The organism is Pseudomonas alcaligenes (assembly GCF_014490745.1).
In the GTDB taxonomy this organism is placed as follows: domain Bacteria; phylum Pseudomonadota; class Gammaproteobacteria; order Pseudomonadales; family Pseudomonadaceae; genus Aquipseudomonas; species Aquipseudomonas alcaligenes_C.
Genome location: NZ_LZEU01000001.1, coordinates 1,983,015 through 1,998,126 on the forward strand (window position 1 = coordinate 1,983,015; position 15,112 = coordinate 1,998,126).

A 15,112-nucleotide genomic window follows, 5' to 3' on the forward strand; every position below is an offset into this window, starting at 1 on the left:
GTTCTCAGGCCAGGCCGGCCTTGCCGAGAATGGCGGCGACGTCCACCGTATCGATCTGCTCCGGGCGCAGGTAGCGCTCGGCGTACTGCTGATAGATGCCGGCCTGGACGAACAGGCCGAACAGCTCCGGGTCGACATGGGCGCCGCGGCACATGCCGGCCATGATGTTGAGCGACTCGGTCAGGGTCTTGCCCTTCTTGTACGGGCGATCCACGGCGGTAAGCGCCTCGAAGATATCGGCAATCGCCATCATCCGCGCCGGCAGGCTCATGTCCTCGCGCTTCAGGCGTTTCGGGTAGCCGCTGCCGTCCATCTTCTCGTGGTGACCGCCGGCGATCTCGGCGACGTTGGCCAGGTGCGGCGGGAAGGGCAGGTAGTTGAGCATGCGGATGGTCTGCACCATGTGCCCGTTGATGATGAAGCGCTCTTCGTTGGTCAGGGTACCGCGGCCGATGCCGAGGTTGTACAGCTCGCCGCGGTTGAGCTTGTACTGCGGCACGTCGAGCTTGAAGCCCCAGGGGTTGTCGGCCGGGATCAGCTCGCTGGCCGGACGCTCCAGCAGGTGTTCCGGCTTGTCGCCGAGCAGCTGCTCCTGCGCTGGCAGGGACGGCGCCGGGGTGCGTGCCTGGCGCTGGTTCTCCTCCCAGGACACGCCGATGCGGTCGTCCAGGGTGCGCGTCCAGGTGCGTGCGCCGATCGTGCGCAGGCGCTCCATGTCGGCATCGGCCATGGCTTCGCCGCCCAGGTTGCAGCGCGCGATAAAGGCGAATTCGTCGTCCAGGGCAGCCAGGGTCGCGTCGCGCAGATCGGCCAGATTGTTCTCTGTGCCGCCCTTGGCCAGGTCCTCCCAGTAGGTGATCCAGGCGTCGCGCTTGAGTACCTCGAAGCGCATGCGCACTTCGTGGATACGGTCATAGATGGTTTCCAGCTTGGTCGCCTTGTCCACCACATACTCGGGGGTGGTGACCTTGCCGCAGTCGTGCAGCCAGGCGGCGATATGCAGGGCTTCCCATTCCTCGTCGCTCGGCTGGTAGTCGCGGAACGGCGCCTCTTCGCTCTCGGCGGCGGCGCGGGCGAGCATCAGGGTCAGTTCCGGCACCCGCTGGCAGTGGCCGCCGGTGTAGGGGCTCTTGGCGTCGATGGCGCCGGCGATCAGCTGGATGAAGGCGTCCAGCAGCTTCTTCTGTTGTTCCAGCAAGCGCTGGCTTTCGATGCACAGCGCAGCGACCCCGGATACCGCCTCGACGAAGGCGATGCGCTCCGGGCTGAGCATGGCCTGGTCGGCGGCGTCGCCGCTGTCGCGATGCAGCAGTACCAGCACGCCGACCGTCTCGCCCTGGCGGTTGTGCAGGCCGCTGCTGACCAGGTGCACGCGTGGGCTGTCGAGGGTGTGCAGCAGGCTCTGGATGCCGTCGGCCTGATCGAAGCCGAGCGGTACCACCTCGCTCGGGCCGCCCTTGGCCGGGCCGCGCAGCCAGGCGGGCAGTTCGCTCTCGGCCGGGTCGTAGCTGGGGATGTGGTGCTCCTCCAGGTTGTGCTGTTCGTCGTTGATGAACAGGCCGTGGGGCTCCAGCCGGCCGTTGCCGGCATCGCGCAGGTAGAGCAGGCCGGCGTCGGCCTCGCTGAGGTCGACCGTTTCCTTGAGCACACGGCGCAGCAGGGCGTCGAAGCGGGTTTCCGCGGACAGGCTGGCGGTGATCTCGAGGAAGCTCGACAGGGTGTCCTTCATCTTGGCCATGGCCACGGCCAGCTGATCGACCTCCAGTACCAGCGAGCGGCCGCTGGCCGGGTGGTCGAAGTTGAAGCTGCGGATCGCCTCGGCCTCGCTGACCAGGGCGCGCAGTGGGCGGACGATGCTGCGCGAGAGCATCCAGCCCAGCGGAATGCACAGCAGCAGAATGCCCAGGGTGATCATCGCGCCCTGCCAGCGGATACGGTAGGCGTCGGCCAGCAACTCGTCCTCGGGGGCCAGCAGGGCCAGGCGCAGGCCATTGGGGCCGCCCTCGGCGATGTTCGAGTAGGACAGCTGCCAGTGGCGGTGATCGAGCTTGATGCCGCCCTGGCGATCCTTCTGCAGGCCGCGCTGGAACAGCTCGCCGAGGGCCGGGCTGAGCTGCTCGACCTTGGCCAGGTGAGTGGTACCGTTCTTGACGATCAGCTTGCTGATGTCGGGGTAGGCCGCCGCCGAGCCGTCCGGGCTGTACAGCACCACCTCGGTGGACGGGGTGACCTTGTGCTTGGCCAGGGTGGCGGAGAGGTCGGCCAGGGTGAGATCTGCCCCCATCACCACCTGGTTGCGGCTGACCCGTGCCAGGGTGGTGCCGATATCACCACTGGAGAAGAACACATAGGGCGCGGTAGTGATCTGATCGCCGTTGTCCTTGGCCATCTGGTACCAGGGGCGGGTGCGCGGGTCATAGGTTTCGTTGAGGTTCTGCCGGCGGCTGATGAGCTGCAGTTGCTCGTCCAGGTACTGGTACTCGGAGATCGGTCGCGCCGAGCCGGTGCGGTCGATGCTCCACACCTGATAGGTAGCAGTCGGCGGGGCGTCGAAGATGGTCTTGAGGCGTTCGTTGCGCAGCGGCCGCAGCATGAAGAAGTCGCCATCCGGGTAGCCCAGGTAGAGCGCGGCCAGCTTGGGGTTGTCGCGCAGGGCCTGGGCGAACTGTGGCAGCAGATCCTGGCGCTGGTAGCTGTCGGTGACCTGGTTTTCCTCGTTGAGCACCAGCAGGGCCAGCAGGTGGCGAATCGGCTGGTAGGTGTGCTGCAGGTCGGCCTCGACCTCTTCGCGTACCTGGTTGAACAGCTGGGAACTGCTGGAGAGGATGATCTGGCTGGTCTGGTGGTAGTTGAACAGGCCGAGCACCACGCCGGTCAACAACAGCAGGACGGTGAACAGGAAGCTGATATGCACATGCAGGGGGAAACGGCGTTCGGGGCTTCGGGACTTGGTGTGCATGTGCCTCACTCCATTGACTGCATCGAGGGAACAGGGAAACAGCATAGTGAGGCGGCGCGTATTGTGCCCCCCCATCGTCCATTGTCTATTGCTGTGGGGGTGTGCTCTGCCGGCTGCGCTGCAGCCAGTGCTCCAGGCCGTAGATCAGCAGGCTCACCAGAATGGCCAGCACCACGCCGATCAGGCAATTGAGCAGGCGCAGCTGCGGCAGGTGCCAGTCCTGCGACAGGCTTTCGGCCAGCAGCACGAAACTCAGGGTCACCTGCAGCACGAACAGCCCGTAGTTGTGGGCCTGGAAGGCGCGGCTGAGCATGATCAGCGGCAGGATGGTCGCCACCATCAGCGGCGGGCTCTGCAGGCTGTGGCCGAAGTAGATCAGCAGCACTGCGGCGCACAGGCAGCCCATGCTCAGCTGCACGGCGCGCACCAGGCTGCCCTTGAGTTCCAGCTGCAGGGTGCTGATCACGGCAATGGTCAGCCAGTAGCCGCGTGGCAGCTGGGCCAGGTTGACGATCAGCCCGGCCAGCGCGCAGGTCAGCGCGCAGCGCAGTGCATGCAGGCGCCAGCGTTGCTCCGGCAGGCGCTGAGCATGGCGCTTGAGCACCTTGTACAGGCTGACGACGCGCGGCATGTAGGGCCAGGTGCGCAGGCCATGCAGGCCGCGCAGGCCGAAGGCGAGGAGCATCACCCAGAGCCCGCCGAGGGTGAACAGCATGGCCACCGCATAGGGGTTGTCGAGGTTGCCCAGGCCGTACTGGCCCTGGCCCAGGCACAGGCACACGGTGAGGCCGATGCCGAGCTTGCCGGCCTCGCTGCCCAGGCGCTGCAGCCAGGCCAGCCCGGCACCATAGAGGGCGAAGATGCCGAGGCTGATCAGCGGATGGGTGGCAGCCCAGAAGCCCAGGCCGGCGCTGCAGGCGCCGAGCAGGGTGAGCAGCAGCATGCGCAGCATGCCGAAACGGTGCAGCGGGTTGGGCTGGGCGGCCTGGAAGGCGCCGGCCGAGGCCCAGAGGAAGCCGGGATGGCCGCTGAACAGGCCCAGCAGCAGCGGCAGTGCGCAGCCCAGACCGGCGATCACCGCCGGGCCCCAGGCGGGGGGGCCGGCGTGCCAGCTGACGATCTGCCGCAGCACGGTCTTCATGGCTATACCGGGCTGGAACGGCCGGTCATTTCCCGGGCCATTTCGGTGGCATAGCTGTCGGTCATCCCGGCGATGAAGTCGATCATGCGCAGGAAGGCGCGGTGCAGGGGCCAGCCCGGGTCGGGGGCGTTGTGCCCGAGGAGGTCGAGGATGCGCTGATTCTTGAACGATGGCGTGCGCCCGCCATGCTGTTCCAGGGCGGCGCCGCAGAAGGCATTGAGGAGGATTTCCAGGGTGGTGTAGGCGCCGATCTCGTGCAGGGTCTTGCGCTTGTCCTGGAAGATCTTTTCCCGCGCCATGGCCTTGGCCTGTTGCACGCAGCGCTTGGCCGGGCCGTGCATGTGTTCGACCAGGTCGCCGTTCAGCTGGCCGCGCAGCAGCGCCGGCTGCTGCTCGACGAAGGCGTGGGCGGCGGCATTGGTCAGGTGTTCGATGGCCTTGCCGCGCAGGATCGCCAGCTTGCGCCGGCGCGAGTCCTGCGGGCCGAGCTGGCGATAGGTTTCCGGCAGGTCGTCGCCGACCAGGCCGAGCAGCAGGGCCTCGACCTCGCGGTAGTCGAGCAGCTCCATTTCCAGGCCGTCTTCCAGGTCGATCAGGCCATAGCAGATGTCGTCCGCCGCCTCCATCAGGTAGACCAGCGGGTGGCGGGCCCAGCGCTGCTCCTCGATCTGCGGCAGGCCGAGTTTGGCGGCGATCTGTTCGAGCAGCGGCAGCTCGCTCTGGTAGCAGCCGAACTTGTGCTTCTTGTAGCCCAGGGCCTCGGCATGACGGGCCGTCCAGGGGTACTTCAGATAGCTGCCGAGGGTGGCGTAGGTGAGGCGGGTGCCGCCGTCGAACTGGTGATATTCCAGCTGGGTCAGTACGCGAAAGCCCTGGGCGTTGCCCTCGAAATTGAGGAAGTCGCCGCGTTCGGCCTCGCTCATCGCGTCCAGCCAGCCGCGTCCGGCGGCCTGCTGGAACCAGTGGCGGATGGCGTCTTCGCCGGAGTGGCCGAACGGCGGGTTGCCGATGTCGTGGGCCAGGCAGGCGGACTGCACCACCACGCCGAGGTCGACCGGGTCGCACCAGTCCGGCAGCTCGTCGCGGATCATCTCGCCGACGCGCATGCCCAAGGAGCGGCCGACGCAACTGACTTCCAGCGAGTGGGTCAGACGGGTATGGATGTGGTCGTTGCTGGACACCGGGTGCACCTGGGTCTTGCGCCCCAGGCGGCGGAAGGCACCGGAGAAGATGATGCGGTCGTGATCCTTGTGGAACGGGCTGCGGCCCAGCTCGGCGGAGCTGTGTACCGGTTTGCCGAGGCGTTCGCGGGTGAGCAGGGTGTTCCAGTCCAAGGGCTGTCCTCGCCAGTCAGTCGGCTCTAGCTTCGGGCTTCGCGCGATGAGCTGCAAGGGCCGTTGGCGCCCGACCGACGGTATTTTGGCCTCGATAGGCACGTTGTGATCACAGTGCTATCGTAATGCCATCGCGTACTAAGCCAATAACAAGAGATAACAGCACGTGATTACAGAAGCTGCCATGCCTCAGGATTTGCAGCAGCAGTTACGCATCCGCCGTTTTCTGATGAGTCTGGCGATGTACGTTCTGGCTGTCGTTCCGCAAGCTGTCTCGCTGTACGCCGGTGTTTCGCCGAGCTGGGTGATGATGACCTGGGCGCTGATCGCCGTGGTAACCAACCTCAGCTTTTACCTGCTGTTCCGCTACAACCTCAACCTGCACTTCAAAGACCCCAGCCTGACCATCGCGCAGATGCTGGCGGCGATTGCCATGGTGCTGTTTACCCAGCTCTATGCCGGACAGGGGCGTGGCGCCTACCTGGTGGTGCTGCTGATCATCATGGTGTTTGGCACGTTCAAGCTGCATACCCGCCAGCTATTGGTGCTCAGCTTTGTGACCATTGCCGCTTATGCCGCGACCCTGCCGCTTATTCGCATGCTCGAAGGCGAGCGTTTCAATCTGGCGGTGGAGATGATCCTGTGGTGCAGCTTCTCTGCCTTCCTGCCCTTCATCTCGGTACTGGGCGGCAATATCAGCGATCTGCGCAAGAAGCTGATGGCGAGCAACGCGCAGTTGCAGGAAGTGCTGCAGCAGGTTACCGAGCTGGCCACCCATGACGAGTTGACCGGCGTCTACAACCGCCGCTACCTGCTGGAAATGCTCAACCACGAGAAGAATCGTACCGATCGGGGGGGCGGCGGCTTCTGCGTGTGCCTGTTCGATATCGATCACTTCAAGCGGGTCAACGACAGCCATGGCCACCCGGCTGGCGATACGGTGCTGAAGACCTTCGCCGCCACGGTCGAGCCGCTGCTGCGCAGCACCGACTTCTTTGCCCGTTATGGTGGCGAGGAGTTCCTCCTGTTCCTGCCGCAGACCTCGCTGGAGATGGCCCAGCACTGCATCAAGCGCATTCAGGATGCTCTGGCCGAGACCTGTTACGAGGGCTTCGCCGCGGACTTCCGGATCACCACCTCGATTGGCGTGGCCCAGTACTACCTGCAGGAAACCGTGCCGGGGCTGATCGAGCGGGCCGACAAGGCGCTGTACCGGGCCAAGCAGAATGGCCGCAACCGCATGGAGCTGGCGGCTTTTGCCCGGCCCCTGTTGATCTGAGCCTCAGAAGCCGGCGGCGTCGATATCCAGCAACAGCAGGCGCTGGCCGTTGTCGATGAACTGGCCGGCGGTGAGGCAGTACTGGTTGGTGGTGGCGTCGCGGTAAGTGCTCGACAGCGTCAGGCGGCGTTCTTCCCAGCCCTCGGCCAGCAACTGGTAGAAATAGGGCCGCCATGACCAGTTGTGGCCCAGGTAGCGCAAGTCCTCCTGCCAGCCCTGGCCGTTCCACTCCAGGTTGGGGGTGAGCTGGGTGCCGTGGCGGTCGCACTGGTAGATGCGCAGCAGCCAGGGGAAATCGCCGGGGGCGGGCAGACTGTGTGCTGCGCCGCCGCGCTCGATCCAGTCCTTGAGCAGGGTCATCAGTTCGTTGAGCTGCTGGCGCAGGCTCATCAGGCGCACCCGCTCGGCCAGTTTGCGCTGCACATAGCGGTCGCGCAGCTCGGCAAAGCGTTCGACGAAGGCATCCGCGGCAAAGAACTGCAGTTCCGGCCTGGCGAACAGGTAGCCCTGCACGTAGCGCGCCCCGCATTCCAGGGCGAAGTCCAGTTCGGCTTCGGTTTCCACCCCTTCGGCGATGATCCAGCAGCCGGTCTTCTCGGCCATCTGCGCCAGGGCCTTGACCACTTCGCCGCTGGGGCCGCCGCGGGCGGCTTCCTGGAACAGGCGCATATCCAGCTTGAGGATGTCCGGCTGCAGGGCCAGTACCCGATCCAGCTGCGAATAGCCGGCGCCGAAATCGTCGATGGCGATGCGCGCGCCGGCTTCACGGTAACGTGCTACCACGCTGGCCAGCTTCTGGCTGTCGCCGCCCAGTTCGGTGATTTCAAAGACGACACGTGCCGGATCGATTCCGCTCTGTTTCAGCTGCTTGAGGCTGGGCAGCGGCTGATTGGGGCGCAGGCGGCTGATCCAGCGCGGGGAGATGTTGACGCTGAGAAACCATTCGAGCGGTGCCTGATGCAGGCGACCGAAGGCATCCTCGCGAATCTGCCGGTCGAGGCGGCGCAGCACGGCAGGCGATACCCGTGGGTCGGTGAACAGCGGGCCGACCGACCGCAGGCTGCCATCCTCCTGGCGCAGGCGCCCCAGTGCCTCGATGCCGGCGATCAGGCCGGTGGCAGTATCGATAAAGGGCTGGAAGCTGGCGAGCGGTTGCCCGTCGATCACGGAGACATCCTTAGCTGTACGGTGAGGCGCATGGGCGCTTGGCCGCACTGACATAGCAAGAATGTGGCCAGTTGTCCGTCAGGTCAGTTTCCTATTGGGCGCAGGGCTGCCAGCAGCAGGGGATAGAGGCGACTGCCCAGGCTGGCCCAGCGGCCGAGGGAGCCATGGCGGGCGAGCAGGAAGGCGAGGGCCCCGGCCCCGGCAATGCCCCACAGCGGTGCGTGCTTGAACTGCAGGCTCGTCGACAGCTCCCGAGCCAACCCCTGGGCCTGGCGCAGCGGGCGGGTCAGCAGCAGGCTCTCGTGACGCAGTTCCTGGCGGTGCATTTCCAGGCGCAGGCGGATCAGTGTCCGGCGCAGTTCGCGGCGCGAACAGGTGCGCGGCAGTTCGGCTGGGCTCATGGCAACAGGCGCTCCCGGTCGCGGGCCAGTTCTTCGAGGGTGGCGCTGAAGGGCGAGGCGTCTTCATCCAGCAGCCGGTACAGGCGCACTGCGCAGTACAGGGTGGCCAGGGTATAGGCCAGGCACAGGCCGAGCACGGCCGGCAGGCGTTGGGTCTCCCAGCACAGGATCAGCACCAGGGCGGAGAGGCCGAGCAATAGCAGCAAGGCGAAGACCAGGGTCAGCCCGGCCAGCAGTAACAGGCGCAGGCTGTTGCTCTTCTGTTCCTGCAGTTCGCTGCCGAACAGTTCGACATGCCCGTGCAGCAGCCCGAGAAAGGCTGCTGCCAGGCGTGTCGGCGAGGGTGTGTGGCCGGGCTCCGCCGGGGTCATGGCTCAGTGCCGTGCGGCCAGCAGGCCGAGGAGGAAGCCCACTCCGGCAGATACCCCGATCGATTGCCAGGGGTGATCCTGCACATAGCCTTCGGTGCTCTCGAGCGCGGCGCGGCCATGCTCGCGCAGGCTTTCTTCGCTGCTGTGCAGGGTTTCCCGGGCGCGCTTGAGGTTGTCGTAGAGCTGGTTGCGCAGCTCGCTGGCCTGATCGCCGGCCAGCTCCGCAGTGTGTTGCAGCAGCTTCTCGGTATCACCGACCAGGGCCTTGAATTCGGTCATCAGGTCGTCCTGGACTGGAGTCGTCGGTTTGCGTGGCATGGTGCGCTCTCCTTCCTTCTGCAGGTCTGGGATTTAGGAGTCCGCCCCGGCGCCAATGGTTCAACAAAAACGCCAGAGGCCCCAAGGGCGGGGCTGGCATCGCTGTCGGCAGCAGGCTGGTACAGCCCTTGCATTTCCGTGGTGCGAATATGGCTGTTATTGCTCGAAAACAGGGCGTTTCATTCTTGCTGAAATGCCCGGTCTAGAGCTGGCAAGCCAATGAAAAACAAAGATAAACGAAGAAGGTTCGGATCTTTCGTCGACACACCGTGCTCCAGATCGGCCCGTATTGGCGGCTGTTTATGGTGCGCATTGGTTGCATAACGGTGCGCGATGGATGGGCGTTGAACCTTTTTGGTGCTTTTTTGCTACTGCCGGAGCCAATCTGTCGATGGAAAACCTCAACAGCGCCGTGGAGAACCTGGTTCACGGCTCCAATACCCTGTTCATTCTGCTGGGCGCCATCATGGTGCTGGCCATGCATGCCGGCTTTGCCTTCCTCGAGGTCGGCACGGTGCGCCACAAGAACCAGGTCAACGCCTTGTCGAAGATCCTCTCGGACTTCGCCGTATCGACCCTGGCCTATTTCTTCGTCGGTTACTGGGTGGCCTATGGCATCACCTTCCTCGAGCCGGCCAGCACGCTGACGGCCAGCAGCGGCTATGCCCTGGTCAAGTTCTTCTTCCTGCTGACCTTCGCTGCGGCGATCCCGGCGATCATCTCCGGTGGCATCGCCGAGCGCGCCAAGTTCGGCCCGCAGCTGTGCGCCACGCTGCTGATCGTGGCCTTTGTCTACCCCTTCTTCGAGGGCCTGGTGTGGAACGGCAACTTCGGTCTGCAGGCCTGGCTGACGGAGCGTTTCGGCGCGGCCTTCCATGATTTCGCCGGTTCGGTGGTGGTGCATGCGGTAGGTGGCTGGCTGGCCTTCGGCGCGGTGATCCTGCTCGGTCAGCGCAACGGTCGCTACCGTGAGGGCCGCCTGGTGGCCTTCGCGCCGTCGAACATTCCGTTCCTGGCGCTGGGCTCGTGGATCCTGATCATCGGCTGGTTCGGCTTCAACGTGATGAGCGCGCAGACCCTGGGCAGCATCAGCGGCCTGGTGGCGGTCAACTCGCTGATGGCCATGGTCGGCGGTACCGTCACCGCGCTGCTGGTCGGGCGCAATGACCCGGGCTTCCTGCACAACGGCCCGCTGGCCGGGCTGGTGGCGGTGTGCGCCGGCTCCGACCTGATGCACCCGGTGGGCGCGCTGATCACCGGCGCGATTGCCGGCGCGCTGTTCGTCTGGGCCTTCACCGCCGTCCAGGTGAAGTGGAAGATCGACGACGTACTCGGCGTATGGCCGCTGCACGGTCTGTGCGGGGTGTGGGGTGGCATTGCCTGCGGCATCTTCGGCCAGCAGGCTTTGGCCGGCCTCGGTGGCGTGAGCCTGGTCAGCCAGCTGATCGGCACCGGCCTCGGCGTGCTGGTGGCGCTGCTCGGTGGCTTTGCCGTGTACGGCCTGCTCAAACTGCTGCTGGGCATTCGCCTGAGCCAGGAAGAGGAGTACTACGGGGCCGACCTGTCGATCCACAAGATCGGTGCCAACAGCCAGGACTGAGTCTGCTGGCAACGAAAAAGCCCGCCATCTGGCGGGCTTTTTCATGGCTGCTCGGTTACCAGAGGGCCAGGGTGTAGCTGAGGATCAGGCGGTTCTCGTCCAGGTCGTTGCCGAAGTTGGAGCGGTAGGTGGCGTTGCGCCATTTCACGCCCAGGCCCTTGAGCGCGCCGTCCTGCAGGACATAGGCGATGTCCATGTTGCGCTCCCATTCCTTGCCTTCTTCGTTGCTGGCGCCCTGGTCGATGTTGTCGCCGCTGATGTAGCGGGTCATGAAGGTCAGGCCGGGAATGCCGAGGCTGGCGAAGTTGTAGTCGTAGCGCGCCTGCCAGGAGCGTTCCTCGGTGCTGGAGAAGTTGCCGATCTGCACGTAGTTGACGAGGAACGGGTCGGTGCCATCCAGGTAGGCGAAGCCGGTGTCGCCGCTCATGCGCTGGTAGCCGAGGCCGAAGGCATGGCCGCCGATGCCGTAGGTGAGCATGCCGTTGAGGGCGCGGTTGTCCACCTGGCTGACGTAGTGGTCGCCGTCGTCACTGGAGTCGAAGTAGCGCAGGTCGGTCTTCAGCGACTGGCCGTCGCCCAGCGGCAGGACATGTACCAGGCCGACGAAGTGCTGCTTGTAGTAGTCCTCGAGCTGGCCGTAGTAGTAGCTGGCGGTCAGCTGGTCGGTGAGCTTGTAGTCGCCGCCGAGGAAGTCGAACTCATCACCGGCACGCTTGCTCACCGCGAAGCCGCGCTTCTCGCTGGTGGTCATGCTCATGTCGGTGTAATCGGTGGAGTTGCGGTCGTTGACCTGCTTGAGCTGGCCGCCGTTGAGGCTCAGGCCGTCGATCTCCATGACGTTGAGCTGGCCGCCCTGGAAGGTCTGCGGCAGCAGGCGCGAGTCGTTGTATTGCACCACCGGCATCTTCGGCAGCAGGGTGCCGACCTTCAGGGTGCTCTTGGACAGCTTGAGCTTGCCGGTCAGGCCCAGTTCGGCGGCGTTGTCCTGCGAGCCGCCGGAGCGATCCGGCACCAGCAGGCCGGTGCCGGCCGTGCCCTCGCCGGAGTCGAGCTTGAAGCTGGCCAGGCCGAGGGCATCCACACCCACGCCAACCGTGCCTTCGGTGTAGCCGGATTCCATGCGCAGCAGGAAACCCTGGGCCCATTCCTCGGCCTTGGCCTGGCTGGCGCCGTCCTGGCGGAAGTCGCGGTTGAAGTAGAAATTGCGCATTTCCAGGCTGGCCTTGCTGTCCTTGACGAAGTCGGCATGGGCCAGGCCGGGCAGGGTGAGGCTGGTGCCCAGCGCAGTAATGGCCACGGCGCGGGCGAGAGGGGACTTGCTCATTGTTATTGTTTCCTCGGCTGATGGTGGCGGGGCGGATGTCCGCCCCGATGACAGCGAGGTGACTAAAACATTTCGTAACGCCTGCCGCTTCTAGACCTTGGTCGAGTCACTGCACCCAGTGCGGGTAGTAGCCGAGCTGGCGCTGCACGGCTTCGTCGTGGGCGGGGATGATTTGCAGCTGCGGTTCCTGTTGCAGCAGGGCATGGACTTTTTCCAGCTGCTGGCGGGTGCGTTCGGGGTCGTTGTCGACCATCTTGCGGCTCAGCCAGAACTTCTCCCTGGGCCCGGTGAAGCCTTCCAGGCGCCAGCTGGCGTCGCCGGTGAAGAAAAAGCGGCGGCCGTCCTCAAGGGTCAGGAACAGGCCGACCGAGCCCGGCGTATGGCCGTCCAGTGGCACCAGCACCAGGCTGCCGTCACCGAACAGGTCGAGGCTCTGCTCGAAGCCCTCGAAGGTTTCGGGCAGGAAGGTGAACGGCATCCAGTTCACCCCGTGTTTGAACTGACTGGGCAGCACGGCAGGCGGCGAGGCAATTTGGCTGAACTCGATTTCCTCGTAGGGCGCCATCACCGGCACCTGCGGGTAGTCGGACAGGCCGGAGGCGTGATCCCAGTGGGCATGGGAAAGGATGATGCGGTCGACCCGGATGCCGTCGCGGTCGAGCTGGTCGCGCACCGGCACGACCTTGCCGTAGCGCAGCAGCGGCTTGTCGTACCAGGGCATCTCGCTGTCGAACTGCTGGTCGACCTGGCGGCCCAGGGAAGTGTCGAACAGCAGGGTGGCGGCGTGGTGCTCGATGAGGATGGCGACGTGGTTGGCGATCGCCTTCTCGCTCCAGGAACCGTCAGCGACGGTAAGGGCGTCACGGGTCTCGGTCTCGGCGGTCTTGACCAGGGCGAAGCGCAGGCCGGCGGCCTCGGCGCCGAGGCTGGCCAGGCCGAGGGTGAGGGCGAGGGCAAGGGGGGCAAAGCGCATGGTCAGGCTCCGGAACTGGGCAGGAAGGGGGAGAGTTGGGCGGCCGCGAAGTTCAGCGGCAGGCGGCTGCGGCGCAGGCGCCAGTGCCCCGGGCTGAGCGCCAGCAGGCGTTCGGCGCCGGCCGGTACGGCCATGCCGAGGGCGGCGTACTGTTCGGGCCAGTACAGCTCGGCGCGGGCCTGCAGCTGCAGCAGATCGCCGCTGGCGAAGTCGACCCAGAGCAGGCTGCAGCGCGGGTCGAGCAGCAGGTTGCCGAGGGTGTTGAACATCAGGTTGCCGGCATAGTCGGGCAGCCACAGGCGGCCATCTGCACCGAGGCTGACGAAGCCCGGGGCGCCGCCGCGGTGGGAAATGTCGATGCCGCCGCTGTGCGGGTCGGCGTTCTGGCTGGCGATGAACAGGGTGTCGCTGCGCAATACCAGCGCCAGCCAGCGCTGATCCAGGCCATGACCCTGCTCCAGCGGGCCGGGTTGCCGCTCGTGGGCGTGCCAGGCGCGGCTCTGGATGTATTTCGGGCAGTTGCCGAAGGATTGCTGCACACCGAGGGTGAAGCCCTGGGCGTCGCTGGCCGTGACCCGGCCATTGAGGCGGTTGCGCCGGCGGGTCGGCAGCTCCAGGCCGAGCAGGCCCAGGCGGGCCCCTGTGGCGAGGTTGGCGGCCAGTGGGTCGTCCGCCTCGGGATGCGCAGCGATCTGCAGGCGCTGCGGATCCGGCGAGTGGACAAAGCCGGGCTGGCCCCACAGCAGCGAGGCATGCGGTTGTCCTTCCTCATCCTGGCTGCCGACCAGCAGCCAGGGCAGCAGGGCGAAGAACTCGCGATGCTGTTCCGGCATATGGTCGCGGATCACCCGCTGACCGATGTCCTCGAGCTTGGCGCGTACGCCCAGGCGGCTCTGGATCTGCTGTTCGCCTGGATGGAAAGGACTGTTCATCGCGTACCTCCCGACCTTTTACAGGCCCGGCATGGTGAGGTAACCGGGCAGGGCGCGAATGCGCGCGAACCAGGCGTGTAGGTGAGCATAGGGCGTCAGATCCACGCCGCCGTCGCCGGCCAGGGCGATATAGGGATAGACCGCCAGGTCGGCGATGCTGGGGGCGGCACCCTGGGCCAGCCAGTTGTGCCGGCCCAGGTGCTGGTCGAGCAGCTCCAGTACCTGGATGGCGCGCTGCTGCGCGGCCGGCAGATCGCCGGGGGCACCGAACAGGGCATGCAGGCGGGCCTGGCCCGGGCCTTTGGCCGCTTCGTTGGCCGCATAGCTGAGCCAGGACGCGATGCGAGCCTGGCTCAGGGCATCCTGCGGGTACCAGCTGTCCGGGGCATAGCGCCGCGCCAGGTACACCAGGATGGCCTGGGAGTCATACAGCGCCTGGCCTTCGTCGACCAGCACCGGCACCTGGCCGCGCGGGTTGAGGGCGAGGAACGCCGGGGTTTTCTGCTCGCCATTGCGCAGGTCGACCGGCAGCAGTTCGGCGCTGCGCCCCAGCAGGCCAAGAAACAGACGAACCTTGTAGCAGTTGCCGGACAGAGTGAAGTCATGGAGTTGCATGGGGCAGGCCTCGGACGTGTGTGATGTGGAATAGATATTAGACAGACAGGTCTGTATATTTCAAGCCTGAATATTCTTCTGCAGTGGAGTGCCCGTTGCCGGGTTGCGCATAATGGCCGCCCGTGGAGGTTTCCTGATGGCATCAAACAAACGCGAGCAACTGATCAATACGGCACAGGCGCTGTTCGCCCGCGAGGGCTATCACGCCACCGGCATCGACCGCATCCTGGCCGAGTCCGGGGTGGCGAAGATGACCCTGTACAAGCACTTCCGCTCCAAGGACGAGCTGATTCTGGCGGTGCTCCAGGCGCGCCAGCAGGCCACCCTTGCCCGCCTGGAGCAGAGCCTGCGCGACCTGCCGCCGCGGCAGGCGCTGCTGCAGACCTTCGACGGCCTGCATACGTGGATCCACGAGGACGATTTTTGCGGCTGCAGCTTCATCAATGCCGCCGCCGAGTTCCACGACCGGGAGCACCCGATCCATCGTCAGGCGGCGGCCTTCAAGCAGGCGTTGGGCGGTTACTACCGCCAGCAGCTGCAGGCGCTAGGCATGGCGGACAGCGAGCAGCTGGCCAGCCAACTGCTGTTCCTGCTCGAGGGGGCGCTGAGCATGGCCCACCTGCAGGGGCCGGGTGAGCAGGCGCTGCAGGCGCGCGCCGCGGCCAACGTGTTGCTGGAGGCTGCAGGGCTCTGAGTCG

Annotated in this window: 14 protein-coding genes; 3 read left to right on the plus strand and 11 right to left on the minus strand. The window is 65.7% G+C overall.

The window, feature by feature from the left end; all coding sequences use genetic code 11:
• Window positions 1-4: 4 nt before the first annotated feature.
• From A9179_RS08965 to A9179_RS08975, 3 genes are all read right to left on the minus strand, one after another.
• On the minus strand, window positions 5-2,959 hold the full coding sequence (locus A9179_RS08965) for an HD domain-containing phosphohydrolase (protein WP_187805473.1): 2,955 nt from the start codon (window positions 2,957-2,959) through the stop codon (window positions 5-7).
• A gap of 85 nt (window positions 2,960-3,044) precedes the next feature.
• The gene (locus A9179_RS08970) at window positions 3,045-4,100 is read right to left on the minus strand and encodes an FUSC family protein (RefSeq protein ID WP_187805474.1); all 1,056 of its coding nucleotides are present in this window, start codon (window positions 4,098-4,100) and stop codon (window positions 3,045-3,047) included.
• Between the two features lie 2 nt (window positions 4,101-4,102).
• A complete protein-coding gene (locus A9179_RS08975) occupies window positions 4,103-5,434 on the minus strand; it encodes a deoxyguanosinetriphosphate triphosphohydrolase (RefSeq protein WP_187805475.1) in 1,332 nt (443 codons plus the stop codon).
• A 184-nt stretch (window positions 5,435-5,618) separates the two neighbouring features.
• Between A9179_RS08975 and A9179_RS08980 the strand changes: the two genes are divergently transcribed.
• A complete protein-coding gene (locus A9179_RS08980) occupies window positions 5,619-6,713 on the plus strand; it encodes a GGDEF domain-containing protein (RefSeq protein WP_187805476.1) in 1,095 nt (364 codons plus the stop codon).
• Between the two features lie 3 nt (window positions 6,714-6,716).
• Here the strand turns inward: A9179_RS08980 and A9179_RS08985 are convergent, their stop codons facing one another.
• From A9179_RS08985 to A9179_RS09000, 4 genes are all read right to left on the minus strand, one after another.
• Window positions 6,717-7,880 carry an EAL domain-containing protein gene (locus tag A9179_RS08985; protein WP_187805477.1) on the minus strand — a complete coding sequence of 388 codons (1,164 nt, stop codon included), beginning with the start codon at window positions 7,878-7,880 and terminating at the stop codon, window positions 6,717-6,719.
• Window positions 7,881-7,963: 83 nt separating this feature from the next.
• Entirely contained in the window at window positions 7,964-8,281 is a 318-nt protein-coding gene (locus A9179_RS08990) for a hypothetical protein (protein ID WP_187805478.1), read from the minus strand.
• On the minus strand, window positions 8,278-8,652 hold the full coding sequence (locus A9179_RS08995) for a phage holin family protein (RefSeq protein WP_187805479.1): 375 nt from the start codon (window positions 8,650-8,652) through the stop codon (window positions 8,278-8,280). Before A9179_RS08995 ends, A9179_RS08990 begins: the two co-directional genes overlap by 4 nt.
• A 3-nt stretch (window positions 8,653-8,655) precedes the next feature.
• Window positions 8,656-8,970, minus strand: a complete 315-nt coding sequence (locus A9179_RS09000; protein ID WP_187805480.1) for an ElaB/YgaM/YqjD family protein — start codon at window positions 8,968-8,970, stop codon at window positions 8,656-8,658.
• A 391-nt stretch (window positions 8,971-9,361) separates the two neighbouring features.
• Here A9179_RS09000 and A9179_RS09005 point away from each other — a divergent pair, with 391 nt between their 5' ends.
• Complete coding sequence (locus A9179_RS09005; RefSeq protein ID WP_187805481.1) at window positions 9,362-10,570, plus strand: ammonium transporter; 1,209 nt, start codon at window positions 9,362-9,364, stop codon at window positions 10,568-10,570.
• Window positions 10,571-10,625: 55 nt separating this feature from the next.
• Here A9179_RS09005 and A9179_RS09010 read toward each other — a convergent pair whose 3' ends face one another.
• From A9179_RS09010 to A9179_RS09025, 4 genes are all read right to left on the minus strand, one after another.
• Window positions 10,626-11,894, minus strand: a complete 1,269-nt coding sequence (locus tag A9179_RS09010; protein ID WP_187805482.1) for an OprD family porin — start codon at window positions 11,892-11,894, stop codon at window positions 10,626-10,628.
• Between the two features lie 106 nt (window positions 11,895-12,000).
• Complete coding sequence (locus A9179_RS09015) at window positions 12,001-12,867, minus strand: MBL fold metallo-hydrolase (RefSeq protein ID WP_187805483.1); 867 nt, start codon at window positions 12,865-12,867, stop codon at window positions 12,001-12,003.
• 2 nt (window positions 12,868-12,869) lie between these two features.
• A complete protein-coding gene (locus tag A9179_RS09020) occupies window positions 12,870-13,799 on the minus strand; it encodes a pyridoxamine 5'-phosphate oxidase family protein (RefSeq protein WP_187805484.1) in 930 nt (309 codons plus the stop codon).
• Window positions 13,800-13,817: 18 nt separating this feature from the next.
• Entirely contained in the window at window positions 13,818-14,414 is a 597-nt protein-coding gene (locus A9179_RS09025) for a glutathione S-transferase family protein (RefSeq protein ID WP_187805485.1), read from the minus strand.
• Between the two features lie 136 nt (window positions 14,415-14,550).
• Here A9179_RS09025 and A9179_RS09030 point away from each other — a divergent pair, with 136 nt between their 5' ends.
• On the plus strand, window positions 14,551-15,108 hold the full coding sequence (locus A9179_RS09030; protein ID WP_187805486.1) for a TetR/AcrR family transcriptional regulator: 558 nt from the start codon (window positions 14,551-14,553) through the stop codon (window positions 15,106-15,108).
• Window positions 15,109-15,112 lie beyond the last annotated feature (4 nt).

Excerpts from the sequence above, each read along its gene's own strand:
- A9179_RS08965 (WP_187805473.1), bottom strand. The coding sequence starts at position 2,959 with ATGCACACCAAGTCCCGAAGCCCCGAACGCCGTTTCCCCCTGCATGTG.
- A9179_RS08970 (WP_187805474.1), bottom strand. The coding sequence starts at position 4,100 with ATGAAGACCGTGCTGCGGCAGATCGTCAGCTGGCACGCCGGCCCCCCC.
- A9179_RS08980 (WP_187805476.1), top strand. The coding sequence starts at position 5,619 with ATGCCTCAGGATTTGCAGCAGCAGTTACGCATCCGCCGTTTTCTGATG.
- A9179_RS08990 (WP_187805478.1), bottom strand. The coding sequence starts at position 8,281 with ATGAGCCCAGCCGAACTGCCGCGCACCTGTTCGCGCCGCGAACTGCGC.
- A9179_RS08995 (WP_187805479.1), bottom strand. The coding sequence starts at position 8,652 with ATGACCCCGGCGGAGCCCGGCCACACACCCTCGCCGACACGCCTGGCA.
- A9179_RS09000 (WP_187805480.1), bottom strand. The coding sequence starts at position 8,970 with ATGCCACGCAAACCGACGACTCCAGTCCAGGACGACCTGATGACCGAA.
- A9179_RS09005 (WP_187805481.1), top strand. The coding sequence starts at position 9,362 with ATGGAAAACCTCAACAGCGCCGTGGAGAACCTGGTTCACGGCTCCAAT.
- A9179_RS09010 (WP_187805482.1), bottom strand. The coding sequence starts at position 11,894 with ATGAGCAAGTCCCCTCTCGCCCGCGCCGTGGCCATTACTGCGCTGGGC.
- A9179_RS09015 (WP_187805483.1), bottom strand. The coding sequence starts at position 12,867 with ATGCGCTTTGCCCCCCTTGCCCTCGCCCTCACCCTCGGCCTGGCCAGC.
- A9179_RS09020 (WP_187805484.1), bottom strand. The coding sequence starts at position 13,799 with ATGAACAGTCCTTTCCATCCAGGCGAACAGCAGATCCAGAGCCGCCTG.
- A9179_RS09025 (WP_187805485.1), bottom strand. The coding sequence starts at position 14,414 with ATGCAACTCCATGACTTCACTCTGTCCGGCAACTGCTACAAGGTTCGT.
- A9179_RS09030 (WP_187805486.1), top strand. The coding sequence starts at position 14,551 with ATGGCATCAAACAAACGCGAGCAACTGATCAATACGGCACAGGCGCTG.